Origin of the sequence: Allosediminivita pacifica, assembly GCF_003054175.1 — a bacterium.
Classification (GTDB): domain Bacteria; phylum Pseudomonadota; class Alphaproteobacteria; order Rhodobacterales; family Rhodobacteraceae; genus Allosediminivita; species Allosediminivita pacifica.
Map to the genome: position 1 here is coordinate 1 of NZ_QBKN01000036.1, position 19126 is coordinate 19126.

Here is a 19126-nt window from a genome sequence, read left to right on the forward strand (position 1 = left end):
CGAGGCGGAGGCCAACTTCTACGCGGCTCTGGAAACTGAAGACATGGCCGCGTAACTAATGACAATAAGCCTCCGACAAACTCGGTGCGGTTCATTTTGTCTTGCTTGTGCCCAGTAAGGTCATCGACTTCGACGATCAGAATAATCAGATCAACGGGCATTGGATGGAGTTGCAAGCAATCTTCGAGCAGGCCGACCAATGTCTCGTCATCGATGATCCGCTGAAGGTGGTACTCGACCGCATTCACGACGGCGTCACGCAGATCGGCGCCTCAGCCTATCTCTTGAGCAAGCTGCCACTGGCAGTCGCCGGGGCCGAAGACGACCCCGCCGAGGTGTTGCTTAGCAGGAGCTTTAGTGCCTACCGCGCATTAGTTGCCGCTGATGCCGACTGGCTGAGCACAAGGGTCGCTTCGGCTCTAGCCGCACGAGCCAGTCTTGAACTGCCTGAATCCGACCGCTGGATCGAACAGGTTTCTGGAGCAACTGGACTTTCAGTCGAGTTGCTCCAGCAAATTGTCGAACACCTCGATGCCGGCGCTTTTTCGGGAACGTCTCTCGAGGTAGTCATGGCGTTGCTAGACTGGCTCGACACACATCCGAGCCTGCTGCTCAAATTGGTGCGGCCGGAGAGCCTAGAGGAGATGTTCGGCACGCCCTACAAGAAACTCGCCGACGATGAGGCGCGTGGAAAACATGCGTTGTCGTGGCTGCGCAAGCTTTGGCCGCTTTGGATGTCAGGCGTGCCGCTATGCGAGCTTGAAAAGGTATTTCTCGAACGCACCACGAATCTCAAACAATGCAAGAATGCCCGTGTGTTTTCATTACGGCTCGTACCCGATCTTGCGTTCCTGGCGGGCCTTCCTGGACGCCTGCTCGCCGCGCGGCTGCGCGCGGCTGAAGACGAAACACCTGTCTCGACGGTCTTGGCTACCCTGGGCAGCACCGTGCGCGAAGGCTGCGACAGCCCAGACAATTTGGCGGTGCGGCTTCATTTGACTCGATCAGTATCTCGTGTTGCCGCCCGCCAACATTATGACTCTATCCGACATCATATTCAGCCAGGCAGTCCCAACGAGAGCTTCGACGATACTCTAGAACGCATCCGCAATGCAGACATAATGGCCAGCTTCGACGATATAGATGATCTCAGCGGGGATAGTTGAAAGGTTGCTCGGCGGCGAAAACGCAAGCGCCCCCGGAGAAAACGTTTACAAAGTTGGTTGCGGCGGCATGGTCCGAAGCTACGTACCGTTGCCTATGAGCTTGGTGCCCCCGCATCCTCCAACTGCTCCTGATCGGGAAGATCGCGAAGACTCTCCAAGCCGAAAGCGACGAGGAACTGCTCGGTGGTGACGAAGGTATAGGGCGCCCCGCGTCGAGGCGACCGTGGCCCGGTCCCAATCAGGTCGCGCGCATGTAGCCGACCGATCAGGTCACGGCTGATCTCCTTGCCGAAGATGTCCTTCAGCCCGTCGCGCGTGATCGGCTGGTGATAGGCGATGGCCGCCAGGACCGCGACGTCGAACTCGCTCAGATCCAGCAATTTATTGCCGACATCCGCAGCGGCCCGGATCGCGGGAGCGTAGATAGCCCGCGTCCGGAATATCCAGCCGCCAGCGACCTGCGTAACTTCAAAAGCCCGCCCCTCCAGATCGGCGGCGAGGTCCTCGACCAGAAGGTCGACCGAAGCTCCGTGCCCCACCACTCGTGCCAGGTCGTCACGCGGCACCGGCGAAGCTGAGGCAAAGAGCACAGCCTCGATCCGGCGCATCCATTCCCGCCAGCGCAGCTCGGGCGGCAGGTCGGGCAACTCGCAATCCAGTTCAGGGTCAGAGCGATCCTTCGCCATCGCTACACCCCGTAAAGCCGGAAGGCGTCGCGCCCGGTCAGCTCGCGCACCGCGCCGAGGTCGACCAGCCGGTCGCAGAGCCGCCGCGCGGCGCGATCCGGCAAAGGCAAGGCCGACGGCGCCACCGCCTCCCAGGTCAGGAACATCTCGACCGCGTTCCCTGCCCCTTTGGCGCGAAGCTTCGGGGCGACTGCCTTAAGATGCGCCGCCCGACGCGCGAGGTCCGCGGCCTGCCGAACGGCCTCGATCACCGAAGAGATGAGCGCCCGATGACAGGCCAGACGCAAGTCGCCGCCCTGCTTGCGCAGATCGGCGCGTTTCAGGCCTACGGCCAGCAGCGGCACGAGATGATCCCAGCCGTGCGCATGAGCCAGGGCCGCATCCGCGAGGATCAGTCCTGCTACATCTGCGCGCGGCGCCTCGCGCAGCACCGCCTCGAGCACCATCGCGGCCCGGGTCACCGGGGAGCCCTGCCCCGCATCCAGCCACCTCGCGATCCGGTCCGGTTCGAAAGCCGACAAGCCGCGACTCATCGCCTTGACCGACATCGGCCGCTCCACCGCGCGCCGCCAGGCGAGGCAGATCTCGCCCGCCGGTCCGGGCAGGTCTCCGGGTCGCAGGAGGTTCACCGCGTCGCGCAAATCTCCGGCCCGCTCCGGTCGGCCAGAAAACGCGACACAAGCCTCCGCCGCGCGCAGCGACAAGCGATCCCGTAACAAGGCTTGGGGCACCTCGTCGCGTCCCAACATAAGATGCAGGTGGTTCAACGCCGCACCCGACAAAAACGCAACATCTTCAATAGTTTCGGCACGCGCGGAGATGACCCAGGCGGGTATCCGGGGTAGCCTGGCTGGGTCGTCGATGGGATCGTGCCGAGCGAATGTCATGCTTGAAGCCTAACTCACGGCGGCGCTTTCGTCCACAATATGATGCAAAAACCGCCCCACCTTGCCACTTCCATTTATGTCCAATAAGTTTGCATTATTGGACATTTGAAGTTACGCTTGGAAGCAGTTCAATTTCACCGCCGGGTTCAGTGGAAAGATGCCCTCAGAGACCGAGAAATCGACGTCAACGCCCTCTGTTAAGGCTGACGATGCTCCCGTCGACGAGAGAGGACAAGACGAAAGCGATGGCATAGCTTTGCCGTCCCAGGTCGCGGGGTCCGGTACGCTGGATCGACTAGTGGATACGGCCCGAAATTACGCCCGCGCTGCGGCCTCCGACAACACGCTGAAAGCTTATGCGAAGGACTGGGCGCATTTTACCCGCTGGTGCCGGATGAAAGGTACCGAGCCGCTGCCACCGTCACCAGAGATGATCGGGCTCTACCTCGCGGATCTGGCCACCGGATCAAGTCCCACCCCAGCCCTCTCCGTCTCAACCATCGACCGGCGCCTTTCGGGTCTCGCCTGGAACTACGCACAGCGCGGATCTTCCCTAGATCGAAAGAACCGCCACATCGCTACGGTGCTGGCGGGGATCAAGCGCAAGCATGCGCGGCCGCCCGTGCAGAAGGAAGCGATCCTGGTGGAGGACATCCTCGCAATGGTGGCTACCCTGCCCTATGACCTCCGCGGGCTTCGAGATCGGGCGATCCTTCTCATCGGCTATGCAGGAGGTCTCCGCCGCTCGGAAATTATCAGCCTCGATGTTCACAAGGACGACACCCCGGATTCCGGCGGCTGGATCGAGATTTTCGAGAAAGGGGCCCTGCTCAGTCTCAATGCCAAGACCGGTTGGCGTGAGGTCGAGATCGGCCGTGGCTCAAAGGACCAGACCTGCCCGGTGCATGCACTGGAACAATGGCTACACTTTGCTAAGATCGACTTCGGTCCGGTCTTCGTAGGCACCTCGCGCGATGGCAATCGCGCCTCTGAAACGCGGCTGAACGACAAGCATGTAGCGCGTCTGATCAAGCGCACGGTCCTGGACGCCGGCATCCGAGCCGAGCTGCCCGAAAAAGAACGCCTGGCGCTGTTTTCCGGCCACTCGCTGCGCTCCGGCCTCGCCAGTTCGGCGGAAGTCGACGAACGCCATGTCCAGAAACAGCTTGGACATGCCTCGGCCGAGATGACCCGCCGTTACCAGCGTCGGCGCGATCGGTTCCGGGTGAACCTGACCAAGGCCGCCGGCCTTTGACCCCCTGCCCCATCACGCCGCCTGCCCGCTGAGCCTGCCATAGAAGCTGCGTTCGAGGTGCAGCTCCCCTGCCCCGGCCTTCTCGACCATGCCGCGCAGATAACCGCCCGGGGAGGCAACCTCACCCGCGCTATGTTTTTCGAAGACAAGGGCCAGCGCCGCCGTCGCCACCTGCTTGCCGAGCCGGTCCTGCGCCACGTTCCAGGCGTGTTCAGACACACCGATCATCGGTCTGAGCTGCCCCGCCACCCGATGCAGATCGTTCCAATCCTTCAGGAACCCTCCCATATTGCGCGCCCAGGACGCGAATTCGGGACAGGCCTGCATCACGGTAGGCAGATCCAGCGCCGCCCGCTTCTTGCGGACTTCGGCGACCCATTCTTCCAACTCGCTATCAACCTGTTCCTCGGGCCGAGCATTGGGCGTCGCGCTTACGGTTTCCTCATTTTCTGAGGAATTACTAGTTACAGGATTAAGTTGGTTTGTAATTTGTATGTGGGTGTCAGAAATGACCTCCCTGGGGTTCATTTCTTGAGTCTTCTCGGACACTTGTTCCTTGTTTGCCGACGCGTTTTCCACAGGCTGAACGATCTCGGTAGCCTTAAGATAGGCAGCTTCAACGCGTTCCTGGAGCTCCTTAAACCAGCTCAACAGCCGCGCAAGCTGCTCGGACACTTCATGGCGACGCGGAAGCCGCTCCAGAAGCTCCTCAAAAAGCCGCGTGAACTGCGCCCAGGGGCCGCGCATCGCGCTGCTGACGGCTGCCTCGATCCGCGCGCGGATCATCCGGCGCGCCACGGTGATCTGGCGCTTCAAACGCTGGCAGAGCTCGCGCTCAGCCTGAAGCTCAGCGTGCAGCTCCTCGAACGCATCGACACGCGCCGACAGCGGCGACAGATCGAAGCCATAGGCCTCGACGATGCGCCCCTCGGCGTCCCGACGGCCCCAACGCTTGCCGTTCGGGCTGTCCTTAAAGGAAATCACCCCGGCCTCGGCCAGACGCCGGGCGTGTCGCTTGAGCGCGGAAAGCGAGAACCCCGTCTGCTCCATAAGATAGGCGTTCGACGCCCAGACGATCGGGCGCTGCCTCTCCTCCCAGTCCTGAGCCTGGGTAAAGGCCCCGAGTGTGTCGAGAAGCATCATGTCCCCGGCCTTGAGGCCTAAGTATGCCCCCACCCGCTTCACCGCCACGAAAGCCCGCGATTTGGGTACAGCGGCCCGTTCACCGGCTTGGGCAAGCTGCTCTGCAATGCCAAGACCCGGTGTCGGCTTACGCCAACCTGTATGTTTCATGTCTGTTTCCTACCTCCGGCTATGTGGAGGCAAAAGAAAGCCGTTCGCTCGGAAGCGTTCTTCGTTGACACCGATTCGAGAGAGACTTATCTTCAAGGCGACCAAACCAATTAGATCAGCTCTCAGGCCCTCAGCTTGGGGGCTTTTCTTTTGCCGTTAGATCACATTCTTTCCTTGTTGCTCATATCCTCAACGTGGGCAGATCGGCCGGTGGACAGACTTCAGTCCGCCGGCGAACCTTCCTTGCTCTTGACCAGAAAGTCGGCGATCAGATCGCTCAACTCCTCCAGCTTGTCCTGGCTCAGCGGTACACTGGCCGCCTTGATCGAAAGCGTGCCGTTCTCTGATGTCAGCGAAAGGTTGCGCCCCCCGACCTTGCGCTTGGCGGTCAGCTTCTGCGCGGACTTCTTGACCTGCTTCCTCGGCTTTCCCTCAAGGCTGGCCATGGCTTTCTGCAGGTCTTGGAAACTCATCTCGTAGGCATTCTTGAACGCATTCAAGATCTGATCGCGCGCAGCGAAGACAGCGCGCGCACGCGACACGATACTCTCGTGGACACCGATCCGGGACGCAAATGCCACCGCTGTGGTTTTCTCGCCCGAGGCATGAAGCGTCTCGTACATTTCACCGATGGCCAGCAGACGCTCGAAGGCGCTGAGGTTCTCGCGTTCCTCGTTCTCGCGGAAGCGAAGGAACAGCATCTCGAACTGCGTGTTCTCGGCATCACGCTTGTCCGGTGGGGCCAGGATGGCCCGCAGCTTGAGCCCCAGGGACTTGGCCGCAGCATGACGGCGCCGGCCGGTCAGCATGATGAAGCGCACGCCACTGACATCCGTCGGATTCAGCGGGTCGGGTTTCCAGTTCGGATCCTCGGGCCAGACCAGGATAGGGGTATCCTGCCCGTTGATCTCAATGCTCTTCAAAAGCGTCTGGAAGGCATCCTGCGCCATCCAATCATCACGACGATCCGACCCGATCGGGTCCTCGACCTGCTCGGGTGCGACCTGAAGTTCGTGCCGGCCGTTCAGGATATCATCGACAAGCTGTGCGCGCCCCTGCTCGACCGCGGCCTGCGATTGTGCAAGTGCACCGGCCTTCCACGCGCTTCCCGCACCCTTGAATGCGGCAGCTGCCGAAGCCGGTGCAGCGTCTGCTTTTGCCTCATCGTCATTACCATTCGGCTCAGCCGTCTGGTTCAACGCTTTAGAAACCAAGGACCTCGGGATCGTTCGCTTCATGCTGCGGTCTCCCCGTCATCGTCGTCATAGAACGTGTCCATCCAGGCATTCGCATAACCACGCTCGAGGCCTGGCCACAGGCGGCTGACGATCGCGTCGTTCACCGCGTCAGCGTTCTCGATAAACCTGTTGATGCCCTTGCGTTTGCCGGGCGTGTCAGGCTCATACTCATAAACCGACTGATAGACGTCTGAAGCGTTCGAAATCGCGTCTGACCGAAGATAGAACACGGGCAAAATTTCTGTGGGGCAGTGCTCCAGAAGATTGCCGATGTGGTTGAGATCCTGACCGTTAGAACGCTGCACGATGGTCGGCAGCAACATGTTTGCCCCCGAGCCGATATCGATCCGCTCATGCGCCAGGATATGCTGCAGCATGCCAAGCAAACCCGTGACGAAGGTCGACAGGGTCGCGATATCGAACCCCTTCATGGTCTGCGGAATGACCAAGGACGAAGACGCGATCACGTTGTTCAACTGAAAGAGCGTCAGCGCAGGCTGGTAGTCGATGATGATGCAGTCCAGCGTCTCATTGAGCGCCTGATCCAGGCGGGCAGGGTCCACCTTGCCATCCGTCACCAGTTCGTTCGGTGCGGTCACCGGGGGGTGCGCTTCTTTCCAGCGATCAATCGAGTCTCGCAGATAGCGATAGAAGCTCTTGCCCGCAGGTGCCTCACGCACCAGACGAGCGATCTGGATCTCCCCCTCGGAAGTCTCACCGTGTGCGGGCACCAATCGAAGTCCCGGCCAGGACGTCTTCAAGAAGAAGCTGTCCAGCGTCTCCGCAGAATGGTCTGTATAGGGCGCGTCTTCAGACTGGAAAAGACCGGCAAAGTCCACCATCGATGGCGTTGCCTCGGTCGGCATCTTGGACAATCCCTCGCCGCCGACGAAGTACAAGGTAATTGTGCTTTGCGGGTCCGCATCCATGACGCCAACGCGCATGCCGTAATGCAGGCTGAGATACTGCGCGAAATGCGCGGCACTGAGGCTCTTCGCCGTCCCGCCTTTTTGGCTAGCAAACGAAATCACAGGAAGTGGGTCACCGGGCTTGCGCCAAGCCAGATAATCGAAAGGACGCTTTGCCGATGCCGCCATAAGGACGCGCATATGCATCAACTCATGGAGCGTGAAGACACGTTCGCGGCCGACATATTCGCCCTTCGGAAAATCGTCGTTACCGTTCGCGAACTTGGTCAGGTACTGGATGCTGACGTTCAAGAAGCGAGCGCACTGTCGCATCGACCAGGTACGTTTGATGCGATGGCGCAGCGTCAGCTCTTTGTTGACGGCAACCATCGTGCGCTCCAGACCTCGTGACAGGTCGGTCAAAAACTGCTCTAGACTTCCGCTCATATCACTGCCCCGACGTCGGTTGATTCCGAGTTCGACTCGCTTCAGCTCTGATAGTAGCACCTTTAGGGCTACTATGGGAAGATACCACGCGCCTATCCGATTTTAGGAGCATGGTATAGGGCTGCACGGCTGGGAAACACCCAATCTTGAACGCGTTCAAGATTGCCTGTGAACCCGTTGGGATGAATGGCATCGGACCCAGCTTTCCAGATCGCGAAGTACGGTCGGAAGTGTGGAAGCTGATGGAGCACAAGAAACTCTTATCCCATGCTCGACCTCTCCACGGCTCGCCCCCTTTCCGGTCCGGCGACCAGGCAAAAGGCGGCCCACACCGCATGGCTACCCCTCCTCTCGACCAGACGCTCTATGTCACCGAGGGCTGCGCACTCGTGCAGATCGAACGGCAGGCGGTAGTCGTGACTGGTCCGGGCGCCATCGTCGTGATGCCGTCCACCGTGAAGCGCAGGAAAGGTGCTTCCGCGGCTGGTCCTATGAGCCATCCAGCACTTGCTGAATCCGTCAACGGCTCTGCCGTGCCTCGGATGGGAACCCTGACCGAAGCCGAATATGCCGCCGCCCCCTCAGGGTGCACGCAGGACTGACGGTCTTGTCGGCCCAGTTCTACGGATAGTGGCGGCCGACATTGATGAACTCACAGCATTAGCGCAATGGGATCTCATCACCTATTGGGCAGGGTGTCCCTGTGTTAACTTCTGTCATAGCTCGGCCGTGGCCCCGCGCGGGACGGCATCCGAGCCCCGGCCAGCCGCTCAGACCGGCGCCAAATCTGGCGCCCGGTCCGCCATGGCAGATAGAAGATCCATAAGGAGTGATCCCATGAAAGCGACCATGCTCTATGGCGCAGGCGATGTCCGGTTCGAGGACGTGGCCAAACCGACCATCCAGAAACCGACCGATGCCATCATCCGCCTTGCCGCAAGCTGCGTCTGCGGCTCCGACCTCTGGCCCTATCGCGGCGCGCAGCCAGTCGATGGCCCGCAAGCCATGGGCCACGAGTACTGTGGCGTGGTCGAGGCCGTGGGCGATGCCGTCACCAGCGTGAAGCCCGGGCAATTCGTCGTCGGCTCCTTCGTGCTGTCTGACAACAGCTGCCCACATTGCAAATACGGCTTCCAATCCTCCTGCGAGCAGCGCGAGTTCATGACCGGCGCGCAGGCGCCGCTGGCCCGTGTGCCGCTGGCCGACGGTACGCTGGTCGCGCTTGATCAGCACCCGGACGAAGACCTGATCCCCTCGTTTCTGGCGGTCTCGGATGTTTATGGCACCGGCTACTTCGCCTGTGACGCGGCGGGCGTGAAGCCCGGCATGACCGTGGCCGTGGTGGGGGACGGTGCCGTGGGCCTGATGGCCGTCCTTTCGGCCAAGCAGATGGGCGCGGATCGGATCATTGCTATGTCGCGCCACAAGTCGCGTCAGGACCTTGCCCTCGAATTCGGCGCGACTGACATCGTTGCCGAGCGCGGCGAAGATGGCATCGCCAAGATCCGTGAGCTGACCGGCGGCGTCGGCGCGGATGCGGTGATGGAATGTGTTGGTATGGAAGAGTCGATGAAACAGGCGATCTACGGCGCCCGTCCCGGCGGCTCGATCGGTTACGTCGGCGTGCCGCATGGCGTGACCTTCGACGGGCAGGAGCTGTTCTTTGCACAGCGCCAGATGCTCGGCGGGCCCGCCCCGGTGCGGCGTTTCCTTCCGGACCTGATCGACAGCGTGCTCAAGCGCGAGATCAATCCGGGCAAGGTCTTCGATCTCGAAATCCCGCTCGCCGACGTGGCCGAGGGCTACAAGGCGATGGACGAACGCCGCGCGATCAAGACCCTGCTGCGTGTCTGACGCCAGCGCGCCAAGACTGCGAAAGCGAAGGCCGGCCCGGTTCCCCGGGCCGGCCTTTTTCGTGTCCTGCCTGTCGTGCGATGCGCAAAGGGCGCGCCCCAGAGGCCGCGCCCTTGCGTGGTTGCCGTGAGTGGGCCGGAGGGGCGTGAAACTGCTGATCAAGCAGGCCTGAGCACAGCATACGGGCAACTATGAATACGCCGCCCGTATGCAAGGCCTTATGAACCCGCGGTATTGAACCGGGCCGGGGCGCGCGCCGGGCGAGGGATCAGGGCCCAGGCGATCACCAAAGACAGCACCAGCAGGATCGCTCCGGTGGTCATCGCGGCGTGGTAGCTGGCGGCGAAATCCGCAGGTCCGCCGAAGAGAGCGGCCATGGCGACAAGGAAGGCGAGGCCAAAGGACATGCCCATCTGGTGCGCTACGTTCACAAGCCCCGAGGCCGCGCCTGCGTCTTCCTTGCGGGTGCCCGCGATGCCCGAGGCCGTGAGCGGCCCGAAGCAGAAGCCCTGACCGGCGCCGATCAGCGCCATGGGCAGCGCGATGGAGGTGACATAACCCGCCCCCGCATCGGCCTGCGCCAGCCAGATCATCCCCACAGCGGTGACCGCGAGGCCCGCGAGCATCAGCGTCCGGTTGCCCAGTGTCTCGGTCAGGCGCGGCACCGTCATGGCGACGCCGAAGTTGACCAACGTCATCGGAAGAAAACCGAGGCCTGCCTGCAACGGGCTGAAGCCGTCGACGCCTTGAAGGAACTGTGTTGTGAAGAAGAAGAACCCGACCATGGCGGCAAGGAAGAGGAACCGCGCCCCGTACGCGCCGATCCGCTCTCGGCTGGCGAAGAGACGCAGTGGCATGATCGGCTGGGCGGCGCGGGCCTCATGCAAAACAAAGGCCACGATGATCAGCGCGCCGACCCCGATCGCCGAAAGAGCGGTGCTGTCGCTCCAGCCGCGCTCAGCGGTCGAGAGGACGCCCCAGATCAGCGCCCCGAACCCGAGGGTCGAGCCGATGGCACCGGCAAGGTCGAACTTGCCCGGCGTCGGCGTCGTCTCCTCCACGAAACGTGCGCCGAGGAAGATCATCGCCAGCCCGATGGGCAGGTTGATGAAGAAGCCCACGCGCCAGCTAAGCGTATCGGCCAGCACGCCGCCGAGGACGAGGCCGAAGGCTGCCCCGATCCCGGCGGTGGAGCCGTACCAAGCGGTTGCGCGGGTCCGTTCGCGCCCCTCCGCGAATGAGAAGGAGAGCAGCGCCAGCGTCGAAGGTGCGAGGATCGCCGCGCCGAAGCCCTGGATGCCACGGGCGATGATCAGCATCTCCGCGCTCTGCGCCACGCCGATGGCGAGGGAGGCCAGGGTGAAGATCACCAGCCCAGCCTGAAACGTCTTGCGCCGCCCGAGGATGTCGCCAGCCCGTGCCCCCAGAAGGAGGAAGCCGCCGAAGGTGAGCGTGTAGATGGATTGCACCCAGCTCAGCTCGGCCGTGGTGAACGAGAGCTCCTCGCGGATCTTCGGCAGGCCGGTTATGACGATGGAGACGTCGAGGATGATCATCAGATAGCTGATGAGGATGATGGCGAGGATCGCGCCGGGGTGGCGCGCGGGGGTCTCGCCCTGTTCAGGATGTGACATGGGGAGGGTCCTTGAAAGAGGGTATCAGGCCGACTGCGTCACGCCCATGAGCGAGCGGAGCCTGTCTGCATCGGTATTGGCGCGGAAACCGGGGGCGCCGCGCTGGAAGAGGCGCGCGGTCTCGAGCCCCCCGGTCACAACCGGGTCGCACCCCGTGTCACGCACCAGGCGGGCGGCGAGGGCCATCGCCTCGGCGTCATCGCCCGCCAGTGGCACGCCAAGGGTGGCGCTTTCGCCATAGCCATGGGTGTCTTCAATGCAGGTCGCATCCACCGCACAGAAGCAGCGCACCAGCTTCGCCGCCGGGAAATACCCCTGGCTGAGCGCGCCGACGCCGATACGTGCCCCCTCAATGCCAAGCCTGGAGCTGCCAGAGGGATTTGTGGCGTCGATCACGACCTTGCCCGCGAAGTGCTCGGCAAACCGCGCGCCATAGTCAGGCATTGCGTCATAGGGCGTTGCCATCACGATCACCTCGCAGGCGGCGGCCTCGTCTACCGAGCCCGCCCGGGCGGTTGCCAGCCCTGCCACGTCGCGCTTCAGTCTCTCGGGGTGGCGGGTTGAGAGCACGACCTCGTATCCGGCCCGGGCAAGTGCCCGTCCAACTGTACCGCCCAGCCAACCGGCGCCGATCACGCCGATGGACGGACGGCGCTCTGTCCGTTGTCCGTCAGTCATCTTGGAATGTCCTGTGATGAGGCGCCACTCCTTCATGGGGGCGCTGTCTGACACGTAAGATGGCAGATTTCAGAAATATGATTAGACGCTGAATGCCGCATGGGTTTATGCGGATGCGGCATGTATGGCGCGGTGCCCGCAACGGCAAGCCGTCGACCGAACCCATCCACATCAGCCGAAACACAGTCGCCGACCTGCCCGAGAGTTCTGGCGACGGGACGGCCCCTGTCTTGTGCGGACTACCGGGCCTGTCGCCGGGTGGCGCTTGCAAGCACCAGCCCGATGCCCGCAAAGAGGCCGATCACAGCGCCCCAGTGCAGGAAGAAGGGCCAGACCGCCGCGTTGAAGTCCCACATGGCAAGGCTGTAGCGAAAGCCGAGCCGGGGCCAGAGCCCCAAAAGCCCGCCACTGGCCAGCCCTTGCAGTGCGACGAGGCAAAGCAACGCGCATAGCCCCAGCCGCAGCGCCCGCGGTGTCGCGGGCAGGCCGACCTGTCGCAGCAATCGCCCGATCCGCCCGGTGTTCAGCCCGAGGTGCAGCGCGGCCAGTGGGATCAGCCAGTAGGCCGCGAACCAATGCACTTCGCGCAGGGTGAAGAGGGCAGGGCGGGGCAGTGCTGCCAGAAGGGATTGCGAGATGGCGAGGCTGGTGCCCAGCAGGACCAGCACGTCGAGCGCAACGAGGAGGGTCAGGGCCGTGGTCACGGCCCGCTCTGCCGTCCAGCGACCGGCGCGCAGCTGACGCCACCAGAAACGGTTGTTCAGTATATGCCGCGACAGCGCCAGCAGCATAACGGTGCCGGCGATCTCATGGGCAAGATTGCCCAGCCACCAATAGGCAAAACAGAAGACCAGCAGCGCCAGAGTCAGAAGGGCCAGCCACAACCGCGTGCCGGGTCGCTTCCAGCGGCTCATTCGAAGCGACGCGCGTCGTTGTAGGTGAACATGAAGTTCCGATCCTCGCGCGACATGTGGCAGGAGCGGCATCGACCGGTATTCTCGTCCATGTTGACCGTGCCATCGGGCCAGTACCACTGGAACTGCCAGTCATCGGCGCGGCTGGACTCGTCGTAGTCGGCGCCCCAGTTTTCGCCCTTTTCCATCACAAAGAGGCGATAGACCTCGCCCTCGCGCCAGTCCTGCAGGATCACCTGGGTGCCGTCGGGCACCTGGGTGCCCTCGCGGATGGCAGAGAGTGCCTCTGGCGAGGTGTACATGTACTCGGTGACATTGCCGCGGGTCACGGTCGTGTAGTGTTCCAATTCCGCGATCATCTCGTCGGTCGGAAAGCGGACGCGGTTCGGTTCTGCCAGAACGGCGGTGGCGGTAACGGCGGCGAAGGTGGTCGGCAGCAGGGCCCGAGCGAGCGTCATGGAGTATCCCTAATTGGCGTTCCACTGCCATCGATAAGATTGCTGGGACCGATAGAGCTTATCGGCGACGGGGCATAATCTGCGCTTAGTTCATGAGCATTGAGTGGTGCCCACCTGGCCACCCATGAATTTCCAGCATCAAAGCAATACCGATCCAGCGACTAATCATATCACCAAGGCGGCGTATATCAGTGTCAACGCAACCAAGGAGACGGTCATGAAGATCCTCAGAAATGCAGAACAGCCCTCGGGTGTCGGCCCGGCCAAGACCTTCACCGGCGATGTGCGCGTCGACCAGTATTTCGAGGCAGAGGCCCCCGGTCGCACCGGCTCGGCCATCGTGACCTTCTCTGCCGGGGCGCGGACCGTTTGGCACAGCCATCCTGCGGGGCAGCTGCTCTATATCCTCAGCGGCCGCGGTTGGGTGCAGAAGGCAGGCGAACCCAAGCAGGAGGTGCTGGCTGGGGACACCGTCTGGTTCGCCCCGAATGAACGCCACTGGCATGGCGCCAGCGACACCAAGGCGATGAGCCACGTCGCGATTGCAGAGAGCCTCGACGGGCGCTCGACGGACTGGGCCGAGCATGTCTCGGACGAGGACTACCTCGGCTGACAGTCGGACCGACATGGAACGAACAAGGACAAGACAATGGAAGATCTGAACAACAAAGTCGTCGTCATCACCGGCGCGAGCTCGGGCCTCGGCGCGGAAACCGCGCGCCAACTGGTCGCTCAGGGTGCCAAGGTCGCCCTCGGCGCGCGGCGGATGGACCGGTTGAAGGAACTGGTGGCCGAACTGGGCCCGGAAAACGCTTCCGCCTTTGCGGTCGACGTGACCAGGCAGACCGAGGTCGAGGCCTTTGTCGCCGACGCCAAGTCCAAGTGGGGCAAGATTGACGCCATGCTGCACAACGCGGGGGTCATGCCGCTGGCTCCGCTTGCGATGAAGCGCGTTGACGAGTGGGACCAGTGCATTGACGTGAACCTGAAAGGGGTGCTCTACGGGATCGGGGCGGTGCTACCGATCATGCAGGAGCAGGGCTTTGGCCAGAACCTCTTCGTCTCTTCGGTTGCGGGCCATGTAATCAATCCGGCCGGCGCCGTCTATTGCGCCACCAAGTTCGGCGTGCGTGCGATTGCCGAGGCCCTGCGGCAGGAGGTCAAGCAATACGGCCCCCTGCGCACCACGATCCTGTCGCCAGGTGCCGTGGACACGGAACTGCCCGGTTCGGTCAAGGCCGAGGGCGTGCATGAAGCCATCGCGGGGTTCTACGAAGATCAGGCGATCCCAGCCTCCAGCTTTGGCCGCGCTGTGCTCTTTGCACTGAGCCAGCCTGCTGACGTGGACATCAACGAGATCCTGTTCCGCCCGACCAAGCAGGACATGTAAGATAACAGTTCAGAAGGGGCGTCCTCGGGGCGCCCCTTTCTCTGTTCTGCCGTCAGCCGCCCAACCAATCATCCACGCGGTTCACCACCCGGCGCTCCTGTTCGCCTTCCATGACAAAGGGAGCGGTAACCTCCGCCTCTGGAGCAGCAGCGTGCAGCAGCGCCATCGCCTCGCCCGGGCCATAGCCGCCGTGGCAGATCATGGGCACCAACCGCTTGCCGCCGAGGTCATGGGCGTCGAGGAAGCTGCGAACCGGCGGCGGCAGGCTGCCGCCCCAGATTGGAAAGGCGAGGACAATCGTGTCATATCCTGCGATATCCGCCACGTCTCCGGCGAGTGGCGGGCGATAGTCGGCCTCACGTTCGCGTGTCACTTGCTCCACCGTTTCGAAATAGTCGATCGGGTAGGGGTTTCTGGTGCGGATCTCGAAGAGGTCGCCGCCGGTCCGGCGGCGCACCAATTCCGCCGGGATGCGACTGTTGTGGCTGCGGGTGTAGAGCACGACCAGTACGCGGCCAGAAATGTCCAATGCGGCAGTGCTATCTTGTGCCCTGGTACGGCTCGCCAGCGGTAGCAGCGTGAGCGCCGCAAGCATGAGCCGGCGCGAGAAGGGTAAGGACGGCATGGTGGTCTCCTTTCGGTCGGCAGGGCGTCCATGGCGATCAGCATTGGGTGATCAGGCAGCCTCCATCTTGACCATCATGTAAGTGAACGATTTATTCAGATAAGAAAGATCAGACCGGATACCTTTATGAAGGACATTCATCATTGAAGCGGGACGAACTGGGTGACCTCATGGCCTTTCTGGCGGTCTGCGAAGAGCGGAGCTTCACCCGCGCCGCGGCCCGTCTGGGCACCTCTCAGAGCTCGCTCAGCCACACGGTGAAGCGGCTGGAGGAGCGGCTCGACCTGCGCCTGCTGACGCGGACCACGCGCAACGTCTCGCCCACGCTGGCAGGGGAGCAGCTGGCCGAGACCCTGCGCCCGGCCTTCGACGATATCGAGGCGCGGCTTTCCAGCCTGAACGAGATGCGTGCCAAGCCTGCGGGCCTCGTCCGGCTCACCACCTCGCGCCATGCCGCGACCGAGATCCTCTGGCCTCGGCTGAACCCGGTGCTGGCCGAACATCCGGACGTTGAGCTGGAGATCAACGTTGAGCAGCGTATGGTGGACATCGTCGAAGAACGCTTCGACGCAGGAGTCCGGCTGGGCGAAAGCGTCGAGAAGGACATGATCGCGGTGCGGATCGGCCCTGACCTGCGGATGCTGACCGTGGGAGCGCCGGAGTATTTCGCCGCTCATGGCCGCCCCGAGACGCCCCACGACCTGACCGAGCACAATTGCATCAACCTGCGCCTGCCCACACTCGGCGGGCTCTACGCGTGGGAATACGAGCGGGATGGCAAACCCCTGAACGTGCGGGTCGAGGGCCAGCTGACCAGCAATGACGTGGATGTGATCGTGCAGGCCTGCCTCGACGGGCGGGGGCTATGCTGCCTGCCAGATTACCATTTGAACAGCCACCTGCAGGACGGGCGGCTGGAAGCCGTGCTCAAGGATTTCTCGCCGCCCTTCCCAGGTTACCACATGTACTACCCGTCGCGGCGGCAGGCCTCGCCCGCCTTCCAGCTCATCCTACGCGCACTGAGGTATCGCGATTGACCGCGTAGCGCAGGTGCACCGCCTGATGCTCCAGCGCCTCGACGCTTTTTAGGCTCAGCTTCAGCTCGGTCATCGAACGGCTGGTCTCCACGAGGTTGCGTGCGCCTTCGCGGCCATCAAGCGCGGGGATCATCAGCAGGCTGAACTCATCGATCAACCCGGCCTCCAGGAAGAGGCCGTTGATGACACCGCCGCCCTCGACCAGCATCAGCGTCGCGCCGAAATGCTCGGCCAGCTCTGCCAGAAGCCAGTCCGGGTCGATCCGCTGCGTCGGAGAGACCAGGTAGGAGATGCTGCGCGAAGCAAGCTCGCGGAGGTGGCCGTCCGGCACGTCCGGGCCCAGCACCATGACAAGATGTTCCCCGTCCAGGACACCGCTTTCCCAGTGCAGCTTGCCAGAGGGGTCCAGCACGACCGCCAGCGGCAGATCACGGTTGACGCCCAGGTGCAGGCGGCGGGCCGGGGCAGCGCCGCCGGGATCCTCCGCCATGCCCGTCGCATAGGGGGCCATTGTCACCCGCCCCACGATATAGCCACGGGCGCCGAAACCCCGCATCAGCTCGTAGTAGAGGTCAGTCTGGTCGCTCCGCTCGACGCCTTCCGTGGCGCACCAGCTGGATACGTCGACCCGGGCGTCCAGTCCGGTGACCATGTGGCAGATGACGCGGGGCCTCGAATTCGGGGGCGGAGAGTTGGTGTCAGTTGCCATTTCTCTGCTCCAGGATCTGTTTCAGGACGGGCACCGCGGACATGGCTCGCGGCCAACCGGCGTAGAAGGCCAGGTGGGCCAGGGCGGCACCGGCCTGCTCTTCGGTCAGGCCGTTGTCGAGCGCGCGGTTCATGTGGAACGGAAGCTGTTCGGGTTGGCCGATCATGACCAGCGCGGCAACCGTGGCGAGCGAACGGTCACGCGGGCTCAGGTCCGGGCGGCGCCATAGATCACCGAACAGGGCCTCGTCGGTCAGGTCGGCCAGCAACGGCGCGGTCGGGCGGACGTTCTTGTCCACGATGGCGGCGCGGGCAGCTTCGGCCTCTGCGGGCAGGTCCAGCTTGGGTGACGGGCTCTGCGTCACCTGCGCCACGCCCCTCTCGTCGAAAACCTTGCGCAGTTCCGCGGCGGCGGACATGGCATTCGGCCAGCCCGTGTAGATCGCCAGTTGCAGGGTAATCTCCGCCAGCTCCTCGGGCAGCAGCCCATTGTCCAGACCGCGTGCCGAGTGGCTGCCCAGCTGCGGGACCTTGCCGCCCGCGATCAGCGCCGAGATGGTCAGCAGCGACCGGTCGCGCTGCGTCAGGGCGTCCGATGGCCAGACGCGCCCGAACAGCACCCGGTCCGTAAAGGCCCCGAGGCCGGGCGTGGTGTCGTAGATCATCGCGGGGGCGACGCGCGGAAATTCTTCGGGCATGCGGTTTCCTTAACTTCTGTCTATTTCTGGGGTCGGGGACGCGCCCCGGAGTAGGGCCGGGGCGCATCGGAAGGACAGGGGCTCAGAGACCAGTGGTGGCTTCCAGCGCCTCCGTATAGCGGGTGCCTTCTACCTTGGCGGCCGCAGCGTTGATCGAGCCGAGTTCGTCCGTGCTCAGAACTAGGTTGGCCGCGCCGTTGTTTTCCTTTACACGGGACAGCTTGGTGGTGCCGGGGATCGGAACGATCCAGGGCTTGCGGTCCAGAATCCAGGCAAGGGCAACCTGCGCCGGGGTGGCTTCGTGATCGGCCGCGATGCCTGTCAGCAGATCGACCAGCGCCTGGTTATGCGCCATCGCCTCCGGCTGGTAGCGCGGCAGGGACTTGCGGAAATCACTGTCCTTGATCTCGTCCGCCTTCGGCGCCTTGCCGGTCAGGAAGCCCTTGCCCAGGGGCGAATAGGCGGCCCAGCCGATGCCCAGCTCCTCGCAGACCGGCATGACGGTCTGTTCGTGCTGACGGGTCCAGAGGGAATATTCGCTCTGCAGCACCGTCACCGGCTGCACGGCATGGGCCCGGCGGACTGTGTCAGCGCCCGCTTCGGACAGACCGAAATGCTTCACCTTGCCCTCGGCGATCAGGTCCCTGACGGTGCCCGCAACGTCCTCGATCGGCACATTGGGGTCGACCCTGTGCTGATAGAAGATGTCGATCACATCGGTGCGCAGCCGCGACAGGGAGTTCTCGCAAACCTCGCGTATCCGCTTGGGATCTGAAGAGGCACCCTCCACCGTGCCGTCGTTGGAAATGCGGAAACCGAACTTCGTGGCGATGACAACCTCATTGCGCACCGGAGCGAGAGCCTCACCCACCAGACGTTCGTTGCTGTAGGGGCCGTAAATCTCGGCCGTGTCGAAAAAGGTCACGCCGGCATCATGCGCATCGCGCAGAACCGGGATCATGTCCTTGGGATCGGGAATGTCGCCGTAGGAAAAGCTCATCCCCATGCAGCCGAGACCGATGGCCGAGACCTCCGGGCCCCGCTCGCCGAGTTTGCGCGTCTTCATGGCTATCTCCTTTCATGGAATGCTTAGGGGACCCCTGGGGGTCTCCCGGTCAGAAGGTAGCCATTGCGAGATATCTGATTAGCTGGCGAATACCGCAAGCGCTTATGCAAGTGCCTCATTAATGCGCCACGCGCATGAGCCCTTGCCGCATCATATCTCTAATCGCATGGACCTCACTGCGTTA

At 63.0% G+C, this 19126-nt stretch carries 20 protein-coding genes; 7 read left to right on the plus strand and 13 right to left on the minus strand.

Annotated features, from left to right (window positions below; translation table 11 throughout):
- The first annotated feature begins 101 nt into the window (after positions 1–101).
- Positions 102–1166: a hypothetical protein gene (locus tag C8N44_RS20305; protein ID WP_210204201.1), complete on the plus strand. Its 1065-nt coding sequence runs from the start codon at positions 102–104 to the stop codon at positions 1164–1166.
- Positions 1167–1258: 92 nt separating this feature from the next.
- Here the strand turns inward: C8N44_RS20305 and scpB are convergent, their stop codons facing one another.
- A complete protein-coding gene (gene scpB, locus C8N44_RS20310; RefSeq protein WP_107978594.1) occupies positions 1259–1852 on the minus strand; it encodes an SMC-Scp complex subunit ScpB in 594 nt (197 codons plus the stop codon).
- A gap of 2 nt (positions 1853–1854) precedes the next feature.
- The gene (locus tag C8N44_RS20315) at positions 1855–2739 is read right to left on the minus strand and encodes a DUF1403 family protein (protein ID WP_107978595.1); all 885 of its coding nucleotides are present in this window, start codon (positions 2737–2739) and stop codon (positions 1855–1857) included.
- Between the two features lie 157 nt (positions 2740–2896).
- Here C8N44_RS20315 and C8N44_RS20320 point away from each other — a divergent pair, with 157 nt between their 5' ends.
- On the plus strand, positions 2897–3994 hold the full coding sequence (locus tag C8N44_RS20320) for a tyrosine-type recombinase/integrase (protein ID WP_107978596.1): 1098 nt from the start codon (positions 2897–2899) through the stop codon (positions 3992–3994).
- A 12-nt stretch (positions 3995–4006) separates the two neighbouring features.
- Here C8N44_RS20320 and repC read toward each other — a convergent pair whose 3' ends face one another.
- The 3 genes from repC to C8N44_RS20335 form a co-directional block, all read right to left on the minus strand.
- On the minus strand, positions 4007–5287 hold the full coding sequence (gene repC, locus C8N44_RS20325; RefSeq protein ID WP_107978597.1) for a plasmid replication protein RepC: 1281 nt from the start codon (positions 5285–5287) through the stop codon (positions 4007–4009).
- A gap of 221 nt (positions 5288–5508) precedes the next feature.
- Positions 5509–6525 carry a ParB N-terminal domain-containing protein gene (locus C8N44_RS20330; protein ID WP_107978598.1) on the minus strand — a complete coding sequence of 339 codons (1017 nt, stop codon included), beginning with the start codon at positions 6523–6525 and terminating at the stop codon, positions 5509–5511.
- On the minus strand, positions 6522–7880 hold the full coding sequence (locus tag C8N44_RS20335) for a ParA family protein (RefSeq protein WP_188758798.1): 1359 nt from the start codon (positions 7878–7880) through the stop codon (positions 6522–6524). The genes C8N44_RS20330 and C8N44_RS20335 overlap by 4 nt, the downstream gene beginning before the upstream one ends.
- A 146-nt stretch (positions 7881–8026) precedes the next feature.
- Here C8N44_RS20335 and C8N44_RS23215 point away from each other — a divergent pair, with 146 nt between their 5' ends.
- On the plus strand, positions 8027–8482 hold the full coding sequence (locus C8N44_RS23215; protein WP_158274111.1) for a cupin domain-containing protein: 456 nt from the start codon (positions 8027–8029) through the stop codon (positions 8480–8482).
- Positions 8483–8717: 235 nt separating this feature from the next.
- A complete protein-coding gene (locus C8N44_RS20345) occupies positions 8718–9734 on the plus strand; it encodes a zinc-dependent alcohol dehydrogenase family protein (protein WP_107978601.1) in 1017 nt (338 codons plus the stop codon).
- 218 nt (positions 9735–9952) lie between these two features.
- Here the strand turns inward: C8N44_RS20345 and C8N44_RS20350 are convergent, their stop codons facing one another.
- The 4 genes from C8N44_RS20350 to C8N44_RS20365 form a co-directional block, all read right to left on the minus strand.
- Positions 9953–11368 (minus strand): MFS transporter, encoded by a 1416-nt coding sequence (locus C8N44_RS20350; protein WP_107978602.1) that lies wholly within the window; start codon positions 11366–11368, stop codon positions 9953–9955.
- 24 nt (positions 11369–11392) lie between these two features.
- Positions 11393–12046 carry an NADPH-dependent F420 reductase gene (locus C8N44_RS20355; protein ID WP_158274112.1) on the minus strand — a complete coding sequence of 218 codons (654 nt, stop codon included), beginning with the start codon at positions 12044–12046 and terminating at the stop codon, positions 11393–11395.
- A 239-nt stretch (positions 12047–12285) separates the two neighbouring features.
- Positions 12286–12960, minus strand: coding sequence for a DUF4405 domain-containing protein (locus C8N44_RS20360; RefSeq protein WP_158274113.1), 675 nt, complete (start codon positions 12958–12960; stop codon positions 12286–12288).
- The gene (locus tag C8N44_RS20365; RefSeq protein WP_107978605.1) at positions 12957–13418 is read right to left on the minus strand and encodes a cytochrome P460 family protein; all 462 of its coding nucleotides are present in this window, start codon (positions 13416–13418) and stop codon (positions 12957–12959) included. The genes C8N44_RS20360 and C8N44_RS20365 overlap by 4 nt, the downstream gene beginning before the upstream one ends.
- A gap of 217 nt (positions 13419–13635) precedes the next feature.
- On the opposite strand from C8N44_RS20365, the gene C8N44_RS20370 reads away from it, so the two are divergent.
- Both C8N44_RS20370 and C8N44_RS20375 read left to right on the plus strand, forming a co-directional pair.
- Positions 13636–14031, plus strand: a complete 396-nt coding sequence (locus C8N44_RS20370) for a (R)-mandelonitrile lyase (RefSeq protein ID WP_107978606.1) — start codon at positions 13636–13638, stop codon at positions 14029–14031.
- 36 nt (positions 14032–14067) lie between these two features.
- Positions 14068–14808 carry an SDR family oxidoreductase gene (locus tag C8N44_RS20375; RefSeq protein ID WP_107978607.1) on the plus strand — a complete coding sequence of 247 codons (741 nt, stop codon included), beginning with the start codon at positions 14068–14070 and terminating at the stop codon, positions 14806–14808.
- Between the two features lie 52 nt (positions 14809–14860).
- Here C8N44_RS20375 and C8N44_RS20380 read toward each other — a convergent pair whose 3' ends face one another.
- Positions 14861–15433, minus strand: a complete 573-nt coding sequence (locus C8N44_RS20380; protein ID WP_210204202.1) for a flavodoxin — start codon at positions 15431–15433, stop codon at positions 14861–14863.
- Between the two features lie 143 nt (positions 15434–15576).
- Between C8N44_RS20380 and C8N44_RS20385 the strand changes: the two genes are divergently transcribed.
- A complete protein-coding gene (locus C8N44_RS20385) occupies positions 15577–16470 on the plus strand; it encodes a LysR substrate-binding domain-containing protein (protein WP_107978608.1) in 894 nt (297 codons plus the stop codon).
- On the opposite strand, the gene C8N44_RS20390 is transcribed toward C8N44_RS20385, so the two are convergent.
- From C8N44_RS20390 to C8N44_RS20400, 3 genes are all read right to left on the minus strand, one after another.
- Entirely contained in the window at positions 16439–17179 is a 741-nt protein-coding gene (locus C8N44_RS20390; protein WP_107978609.1) for a RibD family protein, read from the minus strand. The two genes, C8N44_RS20385 and C8N44_RS20390, sit on opposite strands and share 32 nt — an antisense overlap.
- Positions 17169–17876 carry a carboxymuconolactone decarboxylase family protein gene (locus C8N44_RS20395; protein ID WP_107978610.1) on the minus strand — a complete coding sequence of 236 codons (708 nt, stop codon included), beginning with the start codon at positions 17874–17876 and terminating at the stop codon, positions 17169–17171. Before C8N44_RS20395 ends, C8N44_RS20390 begins: the two co-directional genes overlap by 11 nt.
- 82 nt (positions 17877–17958) lie before the next feature.
- Complete coding sequence (locus tag C8N44_RS20400; protein ID WP_107978611.1) at positions 17959–18942, minus strand: aldo/keto reductase; 984 nt, start codon at positions 18940–18942, stop codon at positions 17959–17961.
- Positions 18943–19126: the final 184 nt, after the last annotated feature.